Annotated in this window: 19 protein-coding genes; 2 read left to right on the top strand and 17 right to left on the bottom strand. The window is 40.2% G+C overall.

The annotated features are described in order from the left end of the window. Positions 1 to 106 precede the first annotated feature (106 nt). Together NE558_RS07060 and NE558_RS07055 are read left to right on the top strand one after the other, a co-directional pair. Entirely contained in the window at positions 107 to 544 is a 438-nt protein-coding gene (locus tag NE558_RS07060; protein ID WP_256149266.1) for a GTP pyrophosphokinase, read from the top strand. Between the two features lie 252 nt (positions 545 to 796). Further along, a complete protein-coding gene (locus tag NE558_RS07055; protein ID WP_256149265.1) occupies positions 797 to 1,267 on the top strand; it encodes a pyridoxamine 5'-phosphate oxidase family protein in 471 nt (156 codons plus the stop codon). Positions 1,268 to 1,422: 155 nt separating this feature from the next. On the opposite strand, the gene uraA is transcribed toward NE558_RS07055, so the two are convergent. The 17 genes from uraA to NE558_RS14580 all read right to left on the bottom strand — a co-directional run bounded on the left by uraA (position 1,423) and on the right by NE558_RS14580 (position 23,715). Beyond that, positions 1,423 to 2,679, bottom strand: coding sequence for a uracil permease (gene uraA, locus NE558_RS07050; protein WP_256149264.1), 1,257 nt, complete (start codon positions 2,677 to 2,679; stop codon positions 1,423 to 1,425). A 553-nt stretch (positions 2,680 to 3,232) separates the two neighbouring features. Further along, complete coding sequence (dusB, locus tag NE558_RS07045) at positions 3,233 to 4,213, bottom strand: tRNA dihydrouridine synthase DusB (protein ID WP_330643397.1); 981 nt, start codon at positions 4,211 to 4,213, stop codon at positions 3,233 to 3,235. Positions 4,214 to 4,542: 329 nt separating this feature from the next. After that, positions 4,543 to 5,310, bottom strand: coding sequence for a type III pantothenate kinase (locus NE558_RS07040; RefSeq protein WP_256149263.1), 768 nt, complete (start codon positions 5,308 to 5,310; stop codon positions 4,543 to 4,545). Then, positions 5,301 to 6,098, bottom strand: a complete 798-nt coding sequence (locus NE558_RS07035; protein WP_256149262.1) for a type III pantothenate kinase — start codon at positions 6,096 to 6,098, stop codon at positions 5,301 to 5,303. The genes NE558_RS07040 and NE558_RS07035 overlap by 10 nt, the downstream gene beginning before the upstream one ends. Positions 6,099 to 6,163: 65 nt before the next feature. Next, positions 6,164 to 6,808: an ECF transporter S component gene (locus tag NE558_RS07030; protein WP_256149261.1), complete on the bottom strand. Its 645-nt coding sequence runs from the start codon at positions 6,806 to 6,808 to the stop codon at positions 6,164 to 6,166. A gap of 232 nt (positions 6,809 to 7,040) precedes the next feature. Then, positions 7,041 to 7,391, bottom strand: coding sequence for a DUF6145 family protein (locus tag NE558_RS07025; protein ID WP_256149260.1), 351 nt, complete (start codon positions 7,389 to 7,391; stop codon positions 7,041 to 7,043). Continuing rightward, positions 7,384 to 8,364, bottom strand: a complete 981-nt coding sequence (locus tag NE558_RS07020) for a biotin--[acetyl-CoA-carboxylase] ligase (protein WP_256149259.1) — start codon at positions 8,362 to 8,364, stop codon at positions 7,384 to 7,386. The genes NE558_RS07025 and NE558_RS07020 overlap by 8 nt, the downstream gene beginning before the upstream one ends. Before the next feature lie 272 nt (positions 8,365 to 8,636). Then, positions 8,637 to 9,038 carry a thioesterase family protein gene (locus NE558_RS07015; RefSeq protein WP_256149258.1) on the bottom strand — a complete coding sequence of 134 codons (402 nt, stop codon included), beginning with the start codon at positions 9,036 to 9,038 and terminating at the stop codon, positions 8,637 to 8,639. A gap of 33 nt (positions 9,039 to 9,071) precedes the next feature. Beyond that, on the bottom strand, positions 9,072 to 10,967 hold the full coding sequence (ftsH, locus tag NE558_RS07010; RefSeq protein WP_312059407.1) for an ATP-dependent zinc metalloprotease FtsH: 1,896 nt from the start codon (positions 10,965 to 10,967) through the stop codon (positions 9,072 to 9,074). Positions 10,968 to 11,155: 188 nt separating this feature from the next. Beyond that, positions 11,156 to 11,686, bottom strand: a complete 531-nt coding sequence (gene hpt, locus NE558_RS07005) for a hypoxanthine phosphoribosyltransferase (RefSeq protein ID WP_256149256.1) — start codon at positions 11,684 to 11,686, stop codon at positions 11,156 to 11,158. Beyond that, positions 11,683 to 13,047, bottom strand: a complete 1,365-nt coding sequence (gene tilS, locus NE558_RS07000) for a tRNA lysidine(34) synthetase TilS (RefSeq protein ID WP_256149255.1) — start codon at positions 13,045 to 13,047, stop codon at positions 11,683 to 11,685. The genes hpt and tilS overlap by 4 nt, the downstream gene beginning before the upstream one ends. A gap of 291 nt (positions 13,048 to 13,338) precedes the next feature. Further along, the gene (gene spoIIE / locus NE558_RS06995; RefSeq protein ID WP_256149254.1) at positions 13,339 to 15,741 is read right to left on the bottom strand and encodes a stage II sporulation protein E; all 2,403 of its coding nucleotides are present in this window, start codon (positions 15,739 to 15,741) and stop codon (positions 13,339 to 13,341) included. Between the two features lie 229 nt (positions 15,742 to 15,970). Beyond that, complete coding sequence (locus NE558_RS06990; RefSeq protein ID WP_256149253.1) at positions 15,971 to 18,646, bottom strand: S-layer homology domain-containing protein; 2,676 nt, start codon at positions 18,644 to 18,646, stop codon at positions 15,971 to 15,973. Positions 18,647 to 18,788: 142 nt separating this feature from the next. Beyond that, a complete protein-coding gene (locus NE558_RS06985) occupies positions 18,789 to 20,057 on the bottom strand; it encodes an amidohydrolase (protein WP_256149252.1) in 1,269 nt (422 codons plus the stop codon). A 13-nt stretch (positions 20,058 to 20,070) separates the two neighbouring features. Beyond that, positions 20,071 to 20,880, bottom strand: a complete 810-nt coding sequence (locus tag NE558_RS06980) for an MBL fold metallo-hydrolase (protein WP_256149251.1) — start codon at positions 20,878 to 20,880, stop codon at positions 20,071 to 20,073. Positions 20,881 to 21,195: 315 nt separating this feature from the next. Further along, positions 21,196 to 22,530, bottom strand: a complete 1,335-nt coding sequence (locus NE558_RS06975) for a glucose-6-phosphate isomerase (protein WP_256149250.1) — start codon at positions 22,528 to 22,530, stop codon at positions 21,196 to 21,198. A 69-nt stretch (positions 22,531 to 22,599) separates the two neighbouring features. Then, a complete protein-coding gene (locus NE558_RS14580) occupies positions 22,600 to 23,715 on the bottom strand; it encodes a G5 domain-containing protein (RefSeq protein ID WP_256149249.1) in 1,116 nt (371 codons plus the stop codon). Positions 23,716 to 23,909 lie beyond the last annotated feature (194 nt).

Genomic DNA, 23,909 nt, shown 5'->3' with positions numbered 1-23,909 from the left:
TAACATTTCGCTGACGATTTTTTCCATTTTATGCTTGGTTTTATTGTTTTCTTTTGTTCCTTATGTTACACTTTTTTTAACGAAAATTACAAAAAGGAGACATATTATGCTTGAAAAAGCAATGATTCTTGCTGCTACAGCCCACATGGGTCAGCTTGATAAAGGGGGAAATCCATACATTCTGCATCCTGTACGTGTGATGCTTCGGTGTAATAGCCTTGCGGAAAAAACTGTGGCTATGCTTCATGATACTTTGGAAGATAGCGATTTAACCGCTGAGGATCTTCTGAAAGAAGGCTTCCCAAAAGAAGTTGTTGATGCCGTGGTCAGTCTAACCAGAAAGATAGGGCAAGACTATATGGAACATATTCAAGAGGTCGCAAAAAACCCTCTGGCTACTACTGTAAAGCTTTCCGATTTGGCGGATAATATGGACCTAAATCGCCTGCCAGGCTTAACCCCTAAGGATTTCCAAAGATTAGAACGATATTTGCGTGCCAAACTAATTTTAGAAGAAGCCCAGAAAAACAGAGATTGCCGTTAATGCTCTCTCTCAACGAAGGACATCCTTCGACTAAAATTACCTTTATATCTCCATCTTATGATTTTTGTGGGAAGAAAAGGATTCCTACCTGTGTTTTTGGCACTTCATCCTTTGATTGAAATGAAAACCCAACGTTGTTTATGCTTTCAGCATAATTCAAAAAGAATGCCCTCCTTATTAGGGAAAATTTCTGAAAAACTAACTTTACATATACATTTATTATGTTAAGATATGGAGACAAGGAGGGATTTTATGAGAAAAGAAATGCGTCGCAAAGACAGATTGGTTACAGAAGATATAGCAAGAGAAATTATTCAAAAAAGCGAATATGGAATGTTGTGTACAGCAGGTTCTGACGGGTATCCCTATGCAATTGCTGTCAGCCATGTTTTGCATGAAAATTGCATTTATTTTCACTGTGCATTGGAAGGAAGAAAGCTTGAAAATATAAAGGACAACCCTAAGGTTTCCATGAGTTTCGTAAGTAAAGCCGATGTTGAACAAGAGAATTATACCGTTCGGTTTGAAAGCGCTGTTGCAGAAGGAATGGCCAAAATGATTGAGGACGAAGACGAAAAATTGTTTGCTCTGAAATTAATTTGTGGGCGTTACAGCCCTGATATGCTTGCAAATCACCTTGACTACATCCAACCCAGAATAAAGCGTACTGGTGTATGCCGCATTGATATTGAACATATTTCTGGAAAAGTAAATCGTAGATAAAACATAATCATATAAAAAGAAACCGGTGGACTCCATTAAAGAAACCACCGGTTTTTATCGTTGAAATTCAAACACATTCAAACACTTTCAATGAATAACAATCAAAAATTATACATTTCATATGCATAAATACTTGTCAGATTCCCTCTCTTAAATTAATTATCGTTCATAACACCCATTTTTTCAAAAAGGTAGAAAAGTAAGCTTAAAGCCATGGCAACCAAAGCCGCAAGAGACATCCCTCTTAATGCAATTGTGCCCAAATTAATTGAAATTCCTGATAAACCAACCACAAAGATAACAGATGTTAATGCAATGTTTTTTGATTTATCATAATCAACCTTGGAGTCAACTAAAATTCTCAAACCGGAAGTACCAATCATACCGTAAAGCAAGAAGGAAATACCACCAATGACTGCACCGGGTATTGTGCCGATTAATACAGTCAGCTTCCCAATGAAGGAACAGACAATGGAAAGAACTGCAGCACCAGCTATAACACGAACGCTGTATACCTTAGTGATTGCCATAACACCGATATTCTCGCCGTAGGTTGTTGTTGGAACAGAACCAATAAACCCTGAAAGCATAGTAGAGAAGTTGTCAGCAAATAAGGAACGATGTAAACCGGGATCCTTTAATAAGTCTCGACCAACAATTTTGCTTGTAACAATCTGATGACCGATATGTTCAGAAATGATAACCATAAGAGCGGGAAGCATAATCAAAATAGCCTCTGCGCTAAACTTGGGAGTAGAGAAATTAGGAAGTGCAAACCAGCCTGCTTCTGCAACAGCGCCAAAATCCACAAGTCCCACAAAATAGGAAGTAATGTAACCGCAAATAACGGCAATTAAGATGGGGATAACCGCAAAAAACTTACGAAATAATACAGAACCGAAAACAGCTACACCTAAAGTAACCAAAAATACAGTAACATTTGCACTGGAGGGGCCGCCTTCCGCCAAAAGTCCCGCTGTATTTGCCGCAGTGCCTGCCAATTCCAAACCAATTAATGCAACCACTGGGCCCATTGCTGCAGGAGGAAGGATAACATTAATCCAATCAGAACCAAATTTCTTGATGATTAAAGCAACAATGCAGCCGCAAAAGCCAACAGCGACAAAACCGCCTAACGCATAGGCATAACCAAATCTCTCTATAATCAAAAGTCCCGGTGCTAGGAACGCAAAACTGGATCCTAAATAAGCCGGGGCTTTACCTTTTGTAATGAAAATAAAGAGTAGTGTTCCGAAACCATTCATAAAAAGAACAACAGCTGAATTGATGCCAAAAAGGAAAGGAACCAGCACCGTTGCGCCAAACATAGCGAACATATGCTGTAAAGATAGGGGTGCAAGAAGAGAAAAAGGTACCTTTTCATCCACTTGAATAATCTTACGGTTTTCCAAAATAATGACCTCCTTTAGTAATCATGAAATAAATCATAACAGTATAATGACCTTTCGGTACAAAACCCCAAAAAAAATTATTGGTCGGAAACCAATAATTAGAATTTAGCACCTGAAAGATTATAGCACTCTCTTTTTTCCCTTGCAATGAAAAGAGTTGAAATACAAGCGAAATTGTCGATATGCTGTAAAATCTCAAAAAATATACAAAGATATGGTGATTTTTTTACAACAAATGATAAGCAAATATTTACATATTTCATTGCATTTATAAACATTTTCCTCATTTTGGCACTTCATTTAACAATGACAGTATCTTTTTATTCAAATAAGACTCCACAAATAACAATGGCTCATGTTTCATTTAAACAAATATACATTGCTTCCATTTAACAGCCTTGCCTCCATCCACATTATTCAGTCTATTCATTGAAAAGTGAATAAGAAATGACCTGTTTGATACATGCCTGTTATCATATGCTAAAGGCGATCCAAAAAAACCTTTGCTAAGCCGAGTAAATTTCTAAACAGTATTTTCGCTGAACGCTACAGGTCACTGCTCCCTAAACTTTTTTAAATATTCCTTTAGCAGGCCTTCCATTTCTTCTAAACTTTCCGTGTAATTTAACTTCCCTCTAAACTCCGCAGCGCCGGGCAACCCCTTTAAATACCATGCCATATGCTTGCGCATTTCCCTAATACCCACGTATTCTCCTTTGTAATCAATCAGCATTTTGCCATGACGCAAGGCCTTTTCCACTCGTTCCGTTGCAGTGGGTTCTGGTAACAGCTCACCTGTTTTCAGATAATGAATAATTCTTTGGAAAATCCAAGGATTGCCTTGAGCCCCTCGCCCTACCATTATGGCATCACAACCGGTATGCTCAAATAAGCTTTTAGCATCCTCAGGGGTAAACACATCTCCATTTCCTATGACAGGGATAGATACAGACTCCTTCACCTGATGAATGATATCCCAATCTGCCTTACCGCTGTAATATTGCTCTCTGGTTCTCCCGTGTACAGCTACCGCAGAAGCACCGTTTGCCTCAGCAATTTTTGCAATCTCGGGTGCATTAATATGCATATCATCGAATCCCTTGCGAAATTTAATGGTAACAGGTTTCTTCTGCCCTTCAACCAAAGCTTTTACGATCTCACCCACACGAAGGGGGTCTTTTGTCAGCGCACTACCCTCACCGTTTTTCACAATTTTTGGGGCAGGACATCCCATATTAACATCAATAATATCAAATGGGTACTCCTCAATTTTTCGCCCCATCTCCCCTAAAATTTGGGGGTCTGAACCAAAAAGCTGTATTGCCGTGGGACGTTCTGCCGCTTCTACCGTCAATAGCTCCGTCGTATTTTTATTGTCATATAAAATCCCTTTGGCGCTTACCATTTCGGAATAGACCAATCCGCAACCCATTTCCTTGCATAACAAACGAAAGGGTAAGTCTGTCACCCCTGCCATCGGTGCCAAAAAGACATTATTCATAAGTTCTACATTTCCAATTTTCACAATAAACACCTCAAATCCTTCTCGGTTTATTATCATACCAAACATTTATATTTCATGCAAGGAAAACTCTTTTGAAGGCACGTATAAATCGGCAACAACACCCAAAGTTATCTGCAATAAAAAAACGGGCAAGCCCGTGTTAGGGTGCCGATAAACTCGACACCCTTTATAGCTTAATTTAATAAGCTTTTTCATATTTTAAATGCATGGCTTCTGTCACAAAAGGTGTTACAAGAAGTAGGGGTACTCTTCCAAATGGAAAAAAATATCCTAGCTTCTCTTCCCAGTGATCCTTTTTAAAATAGGATTCTCAACCCTGTGAATAGTGTAGCCAATCATTATTTATTCTTTTGATATAGAATTTTCAATCCCTTTAACGTCAAAACGGGGTCAAGAATATCAAATATTTCCTTATTGGGGTCAATCACTCTAGCCAAGCCCCCCGTTGCAACTACTTTCATATCCGGAATGCCTAGCTGCTCTCTTAATTGTTGAATGATATATTTTGTTTGACCAATGTGCCCAATGACCAATCCCGCCTGAATACTTCCCACAGTATTCTTCACAATAATGGATTTTGGCTTTTTGATTTCTATTTTTGGAAGCTGTGCCGCCCTTTGATATAGTGCCTCTGCACAGATAGAAATGCCTGGTGTAATTAAACCGGTAATAAATTCTGATTTTTCATTAATTACATCAAAGGTATTGGCAGTACCATAATCAATGACTACTGCAGGGCCGCCGTAAATCTCATTAGCCGCAACCAAATTTACAATACGGTCTGCTCCTACTGCTTTAGGGTTGTCCCGCTTAATGACAATACCCGTTTTCATACCGGCAGAAACAATCATAGGCTCAATATTAAAATATTTCCGAATTCCCTGGGTCAGAGAATACATAATATCTGGCACTACAGAGGAAATAATCACAGCTTCAATGCGACTCACGTCAAAACCTGATGCTTCAAAAAGATTATACAAGAAAATTCCTGTCTCATCAGCGGTTTTATTACTGCCTGTAGCCATACGCCAGCATTTCACCAGCTTTTCACCATGATATACACCCAAAACATAATTCGTATTCCCAACATCAATTACTAAAAGCATTTACTTTCCCCCTGTCGCCTATTCTTGTTCTTTTCGTAAATGAGCCGTAACCCATGCAGAGCAAGAACAGGGTCATAAACATCAAATATCTCTTCCTTTTCATCAATGATTCTTGCAAGACCACCTGTGGCAATCACCTTTAAATCGGGGAATCCCAACTCCTCGCGGATACATTCAATCATATAGATGGTTTCTCCAATATGACTAATCACAAGGCCTGCTTGCATACTCTCAATCGTTGTTTTGGTAATGATACTATCGGGGGCGACTATTTCAAACTTAGGCAAGTTTGCTGCCCTTTGGTATAAGGCCTCGGCGCAAACCTGAAGCCCCGGTGCTGTAATACCCGTTACAAATTCGCCGTTTTCATTCACCACATCGTAGGTTGTAGCCGTACTGTAATCTATTACAATGGCTGGGCCGCCATATCTCTCGTAGGCCGCAACCAAATTCACAATACGATCTGTACCCATTTCTTTCGGATTTTCCATCCGCAGGTTAATTCCCGTTTTCATCCCCGAACGAACAATCATGGCTTCTCGCTTTAAATATTTGCGTATACCGTTTGTCAGGGAATACATTACGTTTGGAACAACAGAAGAAACAACCACTGCTTCTATTTCTATTACGGAAATTCCGGAATGCTGAAATAAAGAGCGGATGAGTATTCCTGTTTCATCAGAAGTTCGAGTGCTTAACGTGGATAATCTCCAATTGGCCACAAGGGCTTCTCCATCAAAAACACCCATAATTGTATTGGTATTGCTCACATCAATTACTAATATCATTTTGCCCTCTCCTCAAAACCAAAGCCTAAAAGGGTACGGGATAACCCGTACCCTTGTGATTTCCCTTAGTTTGAACGAATCTTTTTATATAATACTTTTCTCAGTGTTTTAGAGACCACGCCACCCACAATGCAGGTTGCCGGCATTTCCAATAAACCATTTACACCAACAAAAGTAAGTACAAACGCAAAAATGCTCAAATTGCCGACGCCGGCATTAATAGACTGAATATATTCTGTATTCCAGAAAAACAGCATCAATGCCCCCATAAACAATACTGTATTTAATAATGCGGCAATGATACCGCCTAAAAAAAAGCATATTGTTTTGGAACGATCCAGCTTTTCAACTGCAATAAATAACATACCTGTAAGCCATCCCATAATGGCTCTTGTAGGCACACAAACAAGAAATGTCAAAAAAGGATTGATTCCCAAAAGAGCCGCGCCAAAAGGACTCATCCCAAAGCATTGATAAAAGCTGGTTAACCCAAAAACTGTGCCTAACAGCAACCCAGCTCTGGGGCCGATAATCATTGCACCTATGGCAACGGGAATGGTTATCAAAGAAACCTCCAGTCCTGCTGTTCGCAGATAACCCAAAGGGGTAAAGGACATCAGCAAAATAATGCCGATCATCATCCCTGTGGTGGTTAAGTCCTGTACTGAAAGTCTTCCTCCGCTTCTTACTGCCACTGCTTGTTCACTCATTGTAATTGCTCCTTTCATTCTCACTCTTATGCCCCGCATTGCGGAAGATATAAGATTACTAGGTTTTCATTTGGCAGACTCTCCAAGCATTCAAGTATATCTGGCTTTTTACCATGACATCTTTAATGGCTTTTCCCAGAAAGGTTACCATGCACCATTATATCAGTTAATGAGAGAATTACAATATATTTTTGTGATTTTCGTTAATTTTTGTACAATGTTTTGTCATTTTTTACTGGTTTAAAAGGGTATCCTTTAATTGTTCCCCGTCTTCTGTAAAAAACACAGTAAACCATACCTTTAATGCACTTATCAGCTCTTTTTGAGTACGAATAATTTCTTTTATTTCCAACTCTGCACCAATCTCATCGAAGTTAAAATCATCTTCTTGTTTTACCGTTTCAAAGTAAATTTCACCGTCCTGATGAAAACCCATTAAAAAGGTACAGCCAAGCTTTTGTGCCGTTGTGACACAAATGATACGCACATCCTCCTGAATTGCCTCAGGAAGTGCCTGAAATTTTGGTTCCAAATAATATTTCTGCTTTTCATAGCTTGCCGCCGCCAAAACCAAATCATTCACTGGTCTTTCCTCCTCTAATCGATACTTCTCCGGAAAAAACCACCTCTTTTTTTCCGTTATCCTTTCTAATTACAACCAATTCTCCTTCTGGAGTAATATCCACTGCTTGGGCAAAAAAGGTTTCTTTCCCCAAAACCTTAACTTCCTGATGAATGGTAGAGCATTTTTCTTTGTACCGATCAAGGAAAGGGGCAAAACTGCAATGGGAATCCAAAAGCTCTTGATACAGCTTTTCAAAGTTTAGCAAAACTCGCTGTAAAATATTCTTTCTGGAAAAGGTTCGTCCACTTTCCAAATAAAGAGACGTGGCTACATCCGAGAGTCCTTCTGGAAATTCTGTAGTATTAACATTAATTCCAATACCTACTATAACAAAATGGGTCTGTTGCATCTCACACTCCATTTCAGTCAAAATGCCAACCAGCTTTTTTCCATTGAGCATAATATCATTGGGCCATTTTATGGAAGGAGTAAGGCCTGTTTCCTCCTCTATGCTCTGACAAACGGCCAGTCCTGCCAAAAGCGTTAAGACCGATGCTTGGGAAGGAAAAATATTCGGTCGTAATAATATGCTCATCCAGATGCCGGAACCCGCCGGTGCTTCCCAAGGCCGTCCCCGTCTACCCCGTCCTGCAGTCATTTGTTCCGCAACGGCAATGGCTCCTTCGGATTCACCCCCTGCAGCAATATCACGCAGACGACCATTGGTAGTATCTGTTTCCTTAAAAAAGTATATAGGATAACCCAGTTTTTTTGTAGCCAGCCCTTGGGCAATCTCTTTTTCATTATACATGGTATCATGTAAAATTAAACGATATCCCTTATTGGTAACCGCCTCAATGACATAGCCCTCTTCCCTTAGCTTTTTAATGCCTTTCCAGACTGCCGCCCGACTAATATCCAATCTCTTTCCGATTTCTTCACCGGAAATAAACCCTTTTTCTTGACGTAAAAATTCTAAAATTCGATACATAATCATAGCCTCCGCTAAAAAAAGAGCGCCTGTGAGACGCTCTTAGACTGTGGAAAAACCTATTTCAGAATAGGCTCTGCTCATTCAAGGAAAATAGGGCGTTTCAAGACCTTTTGGTCCCCAAAACGTATCTATTTGCCCTATGCTAGCTTAAAGATAAGTGAAAATCTTGAGGAACCTGCCCACACTCGCAAATCAGCAATTTAATACGCAAAGCTGAAAATCAAGGAAGTTGGGTAACACCCAAGGTTTGCCTACGCTCTAAGTTAATTTTACCCTTTTGCCTTACTATTTACACGGCTCATAAACTTTTTCAAATCAATAATTGCACGGCCATGGGTTCCTTCACAAATTTTATCAACTTCATCATAAGCCTTAATCTGGAAGGTTAAAAGCTTACCGTTTACCTCTGTTACCTCAACAACTACCCGAACCTTCATCCCAACGGGAGTTGCGGCCATATGTTTAAAATCAAAAGAAGTACCAACTGTTTCCCAACCTTCGGGTAAGAAAGGCTTTACTGCGCCAATAGAGGTGCCTTCAATCCAAGATAACAACCTGGGGGAAGCAAAAACGGGAACGTTGTCGTTTCCAAATACAGTGGCTGTATCTGCCTCCTCTACAAAGTATTCTCTCTCAAAGGTAATGCCGGGTACAATATTGTTAAACTCCATTACACTTACTCCTCTCCACTTTTTCTTATGTTTTTAAAACTCAGTAAAACTCATTGTCAAATCGTTTGTGATACCTAAAACCTCGTTACGCACGTCCTGATCAAACAATTTGCGGAATTCTTCCCCTGTTACCTTTTCTTTTTCCACAAGAAGCTTGGAGGAAGCATGTAAAACTTCAATATTTTCTCTCAAAATACGTATTGCCTCTTCATAAGCATGGGTCACAATACGATTTACTTCTTTATCAATGGTTGTGGCTATAGCCTCGCTGTAATTGCGCTGATGTCCCCAGTCTCTACCGATAAATACCTCATTGCCCTCTTCGCCACCAAACTGAATGGGACCCAAAATATCGCTCATGCCATATTTGGTAACCATATTTCTTGCCATTGCAGTTGCCCGTTCGATGTCATTAGAAGCACCTGTAGTAATATCCTTAATTACAATAAACTCGGCAGCACGACCACCCAATAAGCTGATAATCTCCTGCTCCATAAACAGCTTTGTATAATACATTTTGTCCTCGCCGGGCAAAGGCATGGTATACCCTCCCGCCATTCCTGTAGGAATAATGGAAATGCTATGCACAGGATCCAGCTCGCTTAAAACTTCAAACAAAATTGCATGACCGCTTTCATGGTACGCAGTGATATATTTTTCTTTATCGGAAATAACTCTGGTCTTTTTCTCCGTTCCAACGCCAATTTTAATCAACGCCCTTTGGATTTCTTCCATATCAATTTCCGTTTTATTCACTCTTGCAGTCAATAATGCAGCCTCATTTAAAAGGTTTGCCAAATCTGCACCGGTAAAGCCGGCTGTTGTCTGGGCAACCACCTTCAAATCTACCTCAGGAGCCAATATCTTGCCCTTGGAATGTACACGCAAAATGGCTTCTCTTCCCTTTACATCCGGTCTGCCTACATAAACCTGTCTGTCAAAACGACCTGGACGCAAAAGAGCAGGGTCTAAAATATCTGCACGGTTGGTTGCCGCTATAATAATAACGCTATCGTTAATACCGAAACCGTCCATCTCAACCAGCAACTGATTCAGAGTCTGTTCCCTTTCATCATGCCCACCACCAAGACCAGCACCTCTGCGGCGGCCTACGGCATCAATTTCATCAATAAAAACAATGCTTGGTGCATGCTTCTTTGCCTGATCAAACAAATCTCTGACACGAGACGCACCTACACCAACAAACATTTCAACGAAATCAGAACCGGAAATGCTAAAGAAAGGAACGCCAGCCTCGCCGGCAACAGCCTTTGCAAGTAATGTTTTACCAGTTCCCGGAGGGCCTACCAAAAGCACACCCTTGGGAATTCTGGCACCCAAATTTGTAAATTTCTGTGGTGTACGAAGAAATTGTACAAGCTCTTCCAATTCCGCTTTTTCCTCATCACATCCCGCCACGTTTTCAAAGGTAATTTTGTTTTCCCCTTCAACGCTCATCTTTGCCTTGCTCTTACCGAAGGATGCCATCTTTCCTCCGCCACCCTGAAGCTTATTAAACAGCAGGATAAAGAAAAGAACCATGACAATCATCATAATCAGAGAAGGAAGTATTGTGGAAAGCAAGCTTTCCTTTTGCACATCCTTCGTTGTAACTTCAATTTTACTACCGTCGGCGATTTTTTCATCCACGAGCTTTTGGAATGTAGAAACGCTGGGCAGATTTATGTTAATTACACTGCCATCACTCAACGTTGCTTCTACCGATCCAAAATCTCCAACCTCTTTACTTCTGGTAATTTCAAGCTCTTTAATATTGTCTTTTTCCAGTTCAGTATAAAGGTTGCTATAATTATACGCCTTTTGCTCCTTCTGGGGAGCGGTGATTGCCTCGCTATTGAAGGCCAGTACAGCCAAAATCAGAACAAAAATCATCGCATACAGCCCAATGGCCTTCCAGTATTTATTCAATCGATTCCCTCCTGTTGATTCAAAATTCATTCATAAATTTTTACCTAATTAATCCGTATCAGTTTATAATTTTATCACATTTTTACAGAAAAGGCAACGAAGGATTAGAAAAGATTAATCAAAAACACTGCCTTTTCCTACAAAAAAGAAGAAGAATTCCTTACTAGAACTCCTCCTCCTCTTTCATTCTATTCTTCGTCAAAGTTTAATACGCCTACATAATTCAAATTACGGTATCTTTGTGCATAATCTAAACCATAACCTACCACAAAAGCATCAGGAATGGTAAATCCCACATAATCAACAGGTACATCAGCAACGCGTCTGTCAGGTTTATCTAACAACGTACAAATTTTGAAAGCTTTTGGTTCTCTTTTCAATAAAAGATCTCTCAAATGGCTTAGGGTTCTTCCGCTGTCAATAATATCTTCAATTAAAAGGACATTCTTTCCTGAAATATCTTCATCTAAATCCCGCAAAATTTTAATTTTCCCAGTGCTTTCTGTGCCATTTCCATAACTGGAAACATCCATAAAGCTCATTGTAACGGGCATTTTCAATCTTTTCGAAAGCTCTGTTAAGGTCATTACTGCACCCTTTAAAACACAAACCAGCTCAACCTGTTCTCCACCAAAATCTTCATAAATCTGCTCTGCCATTTCTTCCAATCTTTTGCTGATTGCATCAGCGCTGATCATTACCTCTACTCTTTCTTTCATTCTTCAATGAACCTCCGTATCTGAACTGTTAAAAATTTTTTTGTATTTTCATCCGGCTGATATGCCGCAGAAACCCGCTGATTTACCAACCAAAGAACATCTTTTTCCGTGGCAATAAGGGGCAGGCTATCCCGCTCTCCCCTTGGAATTTTTTCATCAATCAAAAAATCCTTCAGCTTTTTTCGTCCGTTTTTAATGGCAAGGCGATCTCCATTTTGTCTGGTTCGACAAAAAAGTGCACAGCCTATTTTATCATAATCAAATACTTTCGTACAGCTATCTTCGCTTTTTTCTGTTCTTTTTTCCGTACAAAGATAAATTCCTACAAAAAGCTTTGCTTCGGGCACAAAAATTTCCTCATTTAAAGGTAAAAGATAAGAAAAAGGCTTACTGATTTCATGTTCTTCTCTCAGAATAAATGAACCATAGCTTAATTCAGCCAAGATATGATTGGGTAAATGTAAGCTTTTTCCACTTTCCTGACCCAAAAAATCTACCAACATTTCATAATGAACAGAGCCTATATCTTTTTTTCTTCCTAGCCCTTCAAAAGCCATTGCAAATACCCTTTTGGCCATAACCCGATGCATGCCCTTTAAGCATTCAGCATCCAAAACAATTTCATTTCTATCTTTTTTCTTCAAAGCCTTATTAAATAATGCGCTAGCTTGTTCTACTAGAAATTCTTCTTCTTCTGCCATAATTTCAGCCGTTTGGGCAATATGCTCTGTGGCCTTTGGATAGATTTCCTCAAGGAGAGGCAAAACCTGATTTCTAATGCGATTTCTGGTATAAATATTTTCTCGATTGGTGCTATCTTCACAATAAGAGAGTCCCTCTTCTTGGCAGTATCTTTCTATTTCCATTCTTGAGCAAAATAATAGGGGACGAATAATAAAATCTCTTACAGGACGTATGCCTGTTAATCCCGAAACACCAGCACCACGGCAAAGGCGCATCAATATGGTTTCACCTTGGTCATTTTTGTTGTGTGCAACAGCAATCAAGCCCCCCTGTCTTTCCCGCTCAAAAGCCTCATACCGCAACAATCTTCCAGTCTCCTCTGTTCCCAATCCTCTGGCTTTGGCTTCTTTTGCCACATCAAAATAATAAACTTTGCAAGAAATCCCCCATTCATGGCAAATTTTCTGCACAAAGTCTCTGTCACCATCAGCCTCTTCTCCCCGCAAACCATGATGCACATGGACAGCTGTTAAGCTCCATCCTTCCTCAACGGAAAACCGATTTAATAGGTGAAGTAATGCCACAGAATCCGCACCACCAGAAACACCAACCACAATATGGGTACCCTGCCGGCACATATTAAATTTTTCAATGGTCTGCCAAACCTTATTTTGCATATGCAACGCTCCCAATTCCCAAACAGTAGCTAGCTTATTGCCTTATCATCGAGCATCATATAAAAAATTATGTTGTAATTCTTGTATCAAAATCAAATATGTATTCACTTTACACGAAATTTTATGGAAAGGCAATATCTACACTATAGATTGCCCATCTTCTACTGCAATCATCAATAAAAAAAGGACCTTCCAAGCTTTTTATGCGAAGGAAGGTCCTGCATCCTCTTTGATGCTAATTACTATTTACTTATTTTCTCCCATTTCTTCTTTTTATCTATACTCCATTTTTTATGCAGTTTTCCTTTTTTTCCAAAAACGTCCTGCCACAACCGTCATATCATCCTTAGGTACATCCTTAATTTCCTTTTGGGCCTCTTTGAGAATATAATCTGCCGCATCCTGCGGGTTTGAAAGCGCCACGCTTTCCAATTTATCCTTCAGCCATCCCCCTGTAAGATTTTCCCCACCCAAGGCTTCCGTGATGCCATCACTTAACAAAAACACCATATCCCCATCCTTTAGCAGCATCTCATTTTTTACAATCTGAACCTGTTGTAAGATTCCTGCCGGCAAGGTATGAGAGGTGACCGTTAAAATTCGTCCCCCACGGCTTATGTAAGAAGAGACTGCACCAAGCTTTATAAATTCTGCTCGCCCATCAAATAAGTCCACCGCACAAATGTCCAGAGTGGCATATGTTTCTGCACCCTTTCGTAACAGCAGGGCGGAATTAATCATTTTCACCGCCAAATCTCGTTCAAATCCCGCTTCTGTAAATTGTTCCAAAAGCTCAATGGCAGTACGACTTTCCTCGGCGGCTCCTTTGCCTTGTCCCATGCCGTCAGACAGTGCCATCATGGCAATTCCCTTATCTGTTTCCAAAAATGCCGTGCTATCACCAATGGGCTGATCCTCCTCGGCTGAAGAGAAGGCGGTAGCCGTTGTTAAACTGTAAGAAGGTACTTCCACAAAGGTAAGGGTACAAATACCGTCCTTTTGGCAATGACAGGTATTTGGATCTTTTAAAACCATGGGTCGGTTCATGGTACGCTTAACCAAAGGTAATAGCTTACTTTTGCACACACCTCTACAGCCGCATCCACGAAAAGAAAGTTGAACCTGTCTGCCATATCGACTCTTTTCCTCCACAACCCGAACATCCTTTAGGCGAATGCCCTCCTTTGCGCATTCCTCCTTTAATAATTGCCCTGCTTGCTCCAAAAAAACACAACCAACCTCTAACTGCCCGGAAAGTCCCATTAAAATATCGCTTACCGCTGTCATTTGCTGGCTGACCAGCTCCCTGCACTCTGCTAAGCGGCCCAACCAAAGGCGATCCCGTCGGTAACCCTCATAGGAATGGTTTACTGCATCTACAAAAGCTTCTTTTCTTGCACACATCTGGCAAAAATATTCTGGAAGCTGTGCTGTTGAAATATGTCCCCGCTCCTCACAATAGGATAAAGCAGAAAATGTCATGCTATATGTTCGATACAGTTCTTCATTCCAGCAATAATGTGCCATCCCACACCCTTGGCAAGCCTTTTCCGCAATGGAATCCACCAATTTGGAAACATCTTTTTTATCCTGTACCTCCTCCTGTTTTACAAAAGTCTTTGACAAAGCCGCAAAGGCCTGGGAGAAACCAAGAAGTCTCTCTTCCAGCAGTTCTTTCTTTCTGATGTATTTATCTTTGCTCCCCTCCTGCTCACGTAAGCTACCTGATATCCAAACAAGACAGCTCTTTGGCGTAAGTAAAAATATAGTGGCGCCTAATGCCCATCCTCCTGCCCATAAAGGCACGATTAATGAAGCATCCGTATAAAATAAAAACAGCAGTGGCGATAAAATCAGCGCCAGCACTAAGGGAAGCCTGCCAATATCCTTTAGGCACCCTGCAATCAGCCCGCTGACACCAAGAACCGTAAAAAGCAATAAATCTATGCCCCCACAAAGATAAAGCAAAAAACCAAACAGTGTCCCCGCAGCCGCTCCACCTCCCATTCCATCGCGCCATGCACATGCAGCTAGAAAAAATGCAATAAAGAATGGTAACAGACCTTGTCGCAGATACGGTACCTCCATGCCGGAAAGTCCGGCTAAAGCACCCCCTAAGAGTAATACCATCCCCAAGGTCTCTTCTCGACTAGGTACCGGAACCCGCCTTTTCTCCCATAAAAACACGGCTCCTTTTTGTGCCAATAAAGAAATGCCAATGACCAGAGCACTTTCAACACCGGCAATGACAAAATAAAAGGTCAGTCCCCCCTTGCTGAATGCATAAAAAACTCCAGCCAGCGCCATGGCAAAAGCACCAAGAATGGCTTTTTTCAACATTTCTTCCCGTTCTGTAAATCTTCCTAGGGTCAACTGAATTGCACATGCCGCCGCCAATGCAGCCCCTGCCTTTAAAGGCATATCTACAACACAGCCTGCCGCCACAGATATCAATGCGCCCCAGAATAGAATCCCTTCACCAAAAAACAAAGAAATATATGCTATGCCCATGGGACGTAAAAATTGCAGCATTTCTGCCTTTCCCCAGCAAACACCCATTCCACATAAGAGCGCAAACTTCAAAATATCCTTGCCACAAATCAGCTTTGGCGTTTTCTCCCCATAAAATGGCACCTCAGGGGGTACCCCAGAACCTTGTCCTACTTGTTCTAAGATGATTTCTGTTTTTTCCATGCGTCTTCCCTCCATATTCCTTATTGTAGGAAAATATGACTGCTTTTTTTGTCATTTGCTGGAGGCATTGCCTAAATTTTTTCGGCAAATTCTTTTATAATCTTACTTATTCTTGGCTTAAGAAAACTACTTTGCATTAACTTCACACATAAAAAAGGACTTGCTGCATTGAACAACAAGTCCTTTTCTGTTTAAATCCATTTGATAAACGATGTGTTTCCACTACGATTTATTGATTTTCTGCAGTTATCTTTGTTACCTTATCTTTGCTGTTGACTTTTAAGGTAACATAACAAGTATCACCCTTGTCTTCGCAGTCATTTAGAAGACTATTTAAACCTTTTAGTGACTTCTTGTAATTGTCCTCATCATATCTTCTGCCCAAGTTATAAGAGATGGTAACATCAGAGTCTACATTCCATGTATATTTTTTTCCTGATTTATCTTTAATCTTAATTTTATCATCTGAGGATGAAACACTGTACAACTCTCCCTTTTCTGGTTTGTCTTCAGTATCATCGTCATTCACAATCTTTGCAACAACTTTTGTAACTTCATCCTTGGAATTGAAATAGAGGGTCACGGTAATACTCTCATCCCTGTCCAACTTATCCAACGCCGAGATAAGCTTGCTCACACTGCTGCTGCTTCCATCCAATGTTACCGTTATGGCACCCGAAGTAAAATTATATTCTTTGGTTTTAGAATCAATTTTTACTTTAATGTACCAATCATCTAGGCTACTCAATGTTCCCTTTTTGGTATCACTAGAGCTCTCATCCTCTGAAGTCGCCACAACTTTTGTCACCTTATCCTTGCTGTTCAATGTCAAGGTAACAGTAATTTTCTCTTTGTAGTTCTTTGCAGTTTCGTTTTCGCTATCCAATTTAGAAGCTGTTGTGGTACTGCCATTTAACGTAATCTTTACATCCGAATCCAAATCATAGGTATAATTTACGTCGCCGGCAGTAATGGCAATCTGATCCCTTTTTGTTTCCACATATCTTAAAGTTCCCTTTGTAGCCCCAGTATTTTTACCCACAATATCAGTAACCTCACCTTTGCTGTTAAAGGTCAACTCCACAGTATAGGTATAGTCCTTATAACTGCTTCTCAAAGAGGATAGGCTTACCGATTTATTGTCAATTTTTATGGAAGGATCCTTTAAATCATATTGGTAGCTCTTACCATCTACAGTAATTTTAATTGTAGATGAGGTTATCTCTTTTAATGTCCCCTTTGACAAACCTGAATTCTTAGATGTTGCAGAAATTTTCGTAACCGAGTCATATCTGTCTAAGGTTAAAGCTACAGAATAAGGAGCACTATCATATTTTTCAGTTAATGTGGACAGTTTACTGCTCTTTCCGTCTATTTCAACGTCTACATCCGGATCAAGATAGTAGCTATAGGTTTTACCTGCAGCCTTTAAATCAAGGCGACGGCTGTTAATAAACGATAATGTTCCATGGGTTTCATCTTCCATGAAGTCTATGGTAATCGTTGTAACATAACCCTTGTTATCCAACTTCAGTGTCACATTATAATTATTGCTTTTATATTCATCTAGTAATGTAGAGAAACGTACAGTCTTTCCATCATATTTGACTGTTACATCCGCATCGGAAAGAGGATATTCATAGTCTTTACTTCCCACCTCAATCTTTAGCCTTGAATTGCTCATAAAGGTCAATTTACCAGCCAGTGGGTTGTTCTTGCTGGTCATAGCTTCAATTTTAGAAACCTCATTTAACTTATCAAAGGTCAGGGTTACAGTATAATCATAATCTTCCATTTCACTGATTAATTTAGAAACGGAGGATTTGCTTCCACCAATTGTTACACTAACACTATCTGACAAACGGAAAGAGGTTTCGTTGCTTCCATCCTTCACAGTAATTTTACTGCTGGTTAATTTCTTCAAAGGAAATACCTTTGTAGAAATGATTCCCGCCTTGGATTTATTGATGACTACCGTACTAATATCTGTATTTGCAAATGTAACCGTAACAGTATCCCCGTTACCAATATCTTTCAGCGCTACAGTTTCATTTTCAAAAGTTACCTTTACGGAAGACTTCTTTCCAAAAAGATTCACCCCTGAACCATTATCCGTTGCCACACTTAAGAAAATATCACCATTGGTCAGCACCATGCTGTTTACAACAGTTCCGCTTACAGTGCCTGAGGTGGGTGATATAGGCGTAGTTGGTGTAGTAGGTGTGGTTGGTGTTTGTGACTTAGAATCATTTAAGAAATTATAAGTCTTAACGGATAACACAGCCATTTCGGAGCGGTTAATTTTTGCGCTGGGATTGAACTTATTATTTGGATCCCCAACCATAAGGTTTTTACTGTTTAATAGTGCCAAATAAGGTACAGCGGCACTTGAAATTTTGCTACTGTCTTTATAGGACAGTGTTGCGCTGTTGTTGGCAGTATAAATTGTGGCCAGCGCCTTACCAAACATCAAGCCTACCTCTTCTCTGGTGGCATTCTGTGTTCCGTTTTTCAATTTTGGCAAGTCACTGTTTTCAATGATTTTATTCTCCAGTACATAAGCTGTAGCGCTGTAAGCCCATGTGGGAATATTATATGCACTCATTACCGTAGTCCATTTTGTAACAGTGTCAGATGAAACATCCTGCTTGGTGTATACCTTCATAATGGAGTAAATCATCTGCACAGATTCACACAAGGTCACGTTGTTTTTTGGCTTGGCATACTTTTTGCCATTTTCGGTATAACCATTCATTAACCCCAATGACTGTGCCTGATTTATAAATTGCGCCGCCCCAGACCAAGGTACTTTGTTTATATCCGCAAAGTCAGCGGCAAAGGCTGTTACGCCCATATTTCCAAAAGTAAACATTGCGGCCAATGTAACCGCTAAAAATCTTTTCATAAGTAAATGCCCCCATTCAACTTATATTCCTTAAAAACGTACAAGCAAAAGTTACTTATACTATAGTTACCAAATTTACTATATCATAGAAAAATTGAAAAATCTTTTCAAAAATATTAATCTTACTAAAAAAATCTGTTTTTTATTGGTAATTTTGGTGCAACCAGCCAAAATATTCCATTTTTTTCACAACATATTCTTTTGCATTCTGTTGCACGCGGCAATTGGGGTTCGTAATCAAATCATAAATTGTCCCCAGCATTACCTTCCCTGAGGTAATATAACAATTTTCATAATCGGATATTTGAAAGCTATCATCATGAAATCTGCCCTTTACACCCGAAAACCCAAATTGTATGGTAGGAATCAGGAACCCCAAGTCCCCCACATCCCCTGAAGCCCCAGAAATAGGGCCTTCCACAATTTCTTCCAAAGAACAATGGAGAAGCATATTTTCCCTCACCACGTTGTTTAACCCCTTGGATTGGGTCAGTGGTAAATAACCCACTGTGTTTAAAATCTTATACTCCAAATCCAAAGCCTTGGCACAGTGCTCCACACATCCATCAAACCGTTTGCAAGCCTCAAACAGTGTTTCATTGTCATTGGCTCTTACATAAGTTTCCAATACCGTTTCATCAGGAATGGTATTCACACTACCACCACCTACCGTCAAAACCGGATTCAGTCTCAATCCCTTTTCCAAAGCAAACTGATCCTTTAAAAAAGAAATGGCATTCATGGCTAAAGTTGCGCCATGTAAGGTGTTCCTTCCTAAGTGAGGTGCCGCTCCCGAATGGGCCGCACGTCCCATAAAAATTGCCTTTTTTGCCATAAAACCAGCCAAGGTAGAGGCTACATCAAATTTCATTCCTTCATCTCCATTGGCATGGGCGGAAAGCACACAATCAACCCCATCAAAACAGCCTAAGGCAATCATATTCTGCTTTCCCGATCGAAATTCCAGTTTTCCAGCGGCAATCAGCCCATCTCTATATTCAAAATCGATATATTCCTCTGCCGGTGTAAAGAAAAAGCTAACCTTGGTATCGGTATTTTCCAGTATCCCTGAATCATGCAGTACCTTTAAAAGGGATAATCCCAAGGTTGTCTGTATGCTATGACCACAGGAATGAATGTTGCCATTTCCGTCTTTTCGGGGCAGGGCATCGATATCGGCTACAAAGGCAATATGATAGCCATTTCCCTTACCAATGGTGGCAATTACGCCTGTTAACGCAATCTCTTTTTTATAAGGTATACCCCATTCCACCAATAAATCCGTTATCATCCTTGCAGTTTCCACCTCACGAAAACCTAATTCAGCACATTGAAAAAATGCATCACCTCTTTGATAGATTGCCTGCTTTTCTTTTTCTAAATGTTTTAAAAGTTCTTCCTTTGTAAGCACTGTATATCACCCCCTATTCCCAATTTAGAACCAATCCAACACCAACCTCTTTCACAGGGCTGTGCTGATGTAGCGCCGCTTTTACCTGAAAAGAAGTGCAATGGCAAGGATATAGGTCTTTAATCTGTTCTTTTGCTAGATAGGAAATGGTTTCCGTTGTTCGCTCATTTGTTTCAAACAGATGAAACCCGCCTAAAAGCCCAAGCACTTTCTCTTTTCCCGTTATCTTTTTTGCATATTCAATAATATTACAAATTCCTCCATGGGAACAACCTGTGATAATATAGATTCCCTCTTGGGTACGATATGCCAATGCTGAGTCATCTAAAATCATATCCTTTTGACTACCCTCATCTTCCTCCAGTACCCCAATGGGATATGGCTCTTCAAAGGAAACCTGTCTGGGAATCTCCCCTAAAAAAACAAGATGCTCCGTCAGCCAATAGGGCTCTTTCGTCTCGAAAAGAGAAAAATGCTCTTGAACCGTTTCTCTATTCATTGGACTCCCAATAGACAGCCCATCAACCGAACGTGGTTTCAGCGCTGATGGATGGCAAATAAGCGGTGGTTTGCTTTTTTCACAAATGGCAGATAGTGGAACCAAACCTCCAGTGTGGTCGTTATGGCCATGGGAAAGAAGAATTCCATCTGCCTTAGTCACATCAATTGACATATCCATAGCATTTTTTAGAAATGCGGAAGAATAGCCAACATCGAACAAAAAGGTTTTTCCCTCTGCCTCAATCCAATAGGAAACACCTGGTTCCCCTAAATAGTAAACGTCGATATTTGTATTATTATCCATCAATACCGTCACACGCATCGTATCTCACCTTCCTTATTTTCCCTACCATTATACGTGAAGTATCAAAGAAACACAAGGAAAGGAAAGCCATACATTTCTGTGACTAGGATTTTTGAAAAAAAGTTCCTCTATTGTAACTTTTTTCTGCTATGTTTTCAGAAAAGAGCCTTTTATAACCGTTTCAAGCAATAGAACAGCTTTATTTAACAAAGGCATATCATTCCCTTAGCCTACCTTATCATCGAATGAAATTTCTAATGGCCAAATAAAAAAGAGTGCAGACACAATGCACTCTTTTGAAACGAAAGTTGGTTTCAGTCTGTATTTTATAAATTAATCAGCAAGCCTATTCTCTAACACAGCCTTCAACTCTTCATATCCCGGCTTGCCAAGCAAAGCAAACATATTTTTCTTATAAGCCTCAACACCGGGTTGGTCAAATGGGTTTACTTCCAAAAGATACCCGCTGATGCCAACGGCCTTTTCAAAGAAATATATCAGTGCACCAAAATGCCATTCATCCATACGGTCTATTTCAACCACCATATTGGGTACCCCACCATCCATATGGGCAAGCATGGTTCCACGAAAGGCCTTCTGATTCACAAATTGCATTTCTTTCCCCGCTAAGAAGTTCAATCCATCCCCATCTGCTTCGTCATAAGGAATGATTGCTGGTGTTTTCGGCTCCTTGCTCCACAAAACTGTTTCAAAGAAATACCTTCCACCTTCTTGAATAAACTGACCAAAGGAGTGTAAATCCGTAGAAAAATTCGCAGAAACAGGGAAAATCCCTTTACCTTCCTTTCCCTCGCTTTCACCGAAAAGTTGTTTATACCATTCTCCGAAGGAAGTCATATGGGGGTCATAATTTGCTAATATCTCAATGTTTTTTCCTTTTTTATAAAATAAATGACGCATAGCCGCATATTGATAGCATTCGTTTTCTTGAATGTTAGGATTTCCGTAGGCCTCCATTGCTGCCTTCGCGCCATCCATCACTGCATCAATATCCACACCGGCAACCGCCATTGCCAGCAACCCTACTGCCGTTAAAACCGTAAATCTGCCCCCAATATCATCTGGGATTACAAAGGTTTCATACCCTTGTTCATTGCACATTTCCTTTAATGCCCCTTTTTTCTCATCCGTAGTGGCATAAATGCGCTTGGCTGCTCCCTCGTTTCCGTACTTTTTCTCCAAAAGCTGTTTGAAAATTCGAAAGGCAATTGCAGGCTCCGTTGTGGTTCCTGATTTTGAAATCACATTGATTGAAAAATCCCTATCCCCTAAAATTTGCAAAATATCGTTTAAATAAGCAGAGCTGATATTATTCCCTGCAAAGTAAATTTCTGGTGTGTCCTTTTTCAGTTGGTTATAATATGGACTTTTGATAAAGTCCAAGGCAGTTCTTGTCCCCAGATAAGAGCCGCCAATGCCAATCACAATCAGCACACTACTATCCTCTCTGATTTTTGTAGCCGCCTTTTTAATTCTAGCGAATTCTTCTTTATTGTAATGTTCTGGTAAATCAACCCAACCAACAAAATCATTACCTCTGCCGGTTTTATTATGGAGTGCCTCATGACAACGACGAACCTCTGCCGAAAGGGCAAAAATCTCCGTTTTTTGTACTGCTTCCCCTTGCACTGTGAATTTAATTCCCATTTAAATTCCTCCTTCTTTCTGTGAAAGGCATACCTCCTGACTTGGAAAGTATGCCCTCTTTGCAGTATATTATAAGGTTCCTCTTACGATGATTTCGGGAACAGGCTGAGTGATAATTTCTTTGGAAATTTCTTTTTCCTCCTGAACAAAACCGTTTATCCTCGTAATTTGAATTGTGCTCTTTTTCTGTCCGGCACGGCCCTGTTGCTTCACTTTTTGATAGCTCTTGGGTTGGGTGTTGTCCGTTTGATATTCATAAGTTTTGGGTTCCACTGTGGTCAAAACTTGGGTTTCTATTGTTTTTACAGAAATCTTGGGCTTACTGATGGGAACATTAAGCACCTGACCCACATGGATGCCTGTTTGTACGGTCATCCCTGGATTTAATTTCAACAAATCTTCCAAAGAACATTCATATTTTTGTGCAATCTTATATAATGCGTCATTGGATACTACGGTATAAGTCCCTGTAACCATTGTGGTGGATTGCAGGGATGCTAAGGCATCCTTTTCTGAAAGGACCTCATCAGAATCCACATAGTCTGTGGCAATGGTAACCGTTTCCAGCCACTCCGTCTTTGCTTCAACCCCTTCAGCAGGAAGGTAAGGCTCCTTTATGGCCTTTAAAACGTTGTTTGCCTGCTCCTCATTAGCCAAAACAACACCTTTTCCTCCATCAATCATAATAATAGCCGCATTCACTTTATATGTAACCATATTTCGAATTTTCGGTATCAAATGTTCCAATGTACAAACATCCTTTTTACGACTGCTTCCAATATGAATGCCTACGGCCTTTATTTCTTCGTTTAATTTTACCTGGGCACCTACAATTCCGGCAAGCTGGGTTTCAATTGTACTGGTAATGGTTTCAGCGCTCACACCACGCCCCTCCAATACACCGACACTTTCTGATCCAACGAAAACTTCAGTACCATCTTTTCGCACAAAAAGGAACAAAATTGTCACGAAAATCAGTACAGCTATCCCCAATAGCATTTGCTTTTTGGGCAATGAAACACGGCTTTTCGGCTTTCTCTTTTGCCCACTTTGGGTCTTTTGCGGCCTTCTTGCCCGTGTTTCGTTATTTTGCTTCGATGCTTTTCTCTTTTTTACTCCGTATATCACCCGCTCATCTCTGCGGGGAAAATTTTCCTTCTCATCGGTCACCTGAATACCACCCACTTTCCTTTGCCTCATTCGACTAAAACTAATGTTATTGTAATTTATTCAACAGCGGATTGCAAGTAAAAGACAGCATTACCGAAAAACTGTGCTGAAACAATAAATTATCTCTTCTTTGAAAAGTATAACTAAAATAAAGGCAATAAAAAACCATAGGGTTCCCTATGGCCTAAATGTTGAACAGAATGATTATT

This window comes from Anaerotignum propionicum, assembly GCF_024461735.1.
In the GTDB taxonomy this organism is placed as follows: Bacteria; Bacillota; Clostridia; order Lachnospirales; family Anaerotignaceae; genus Chakrabartyella.
This window is presented reverse-complemented; position numbering and strand designations above follow the sequence as displayed.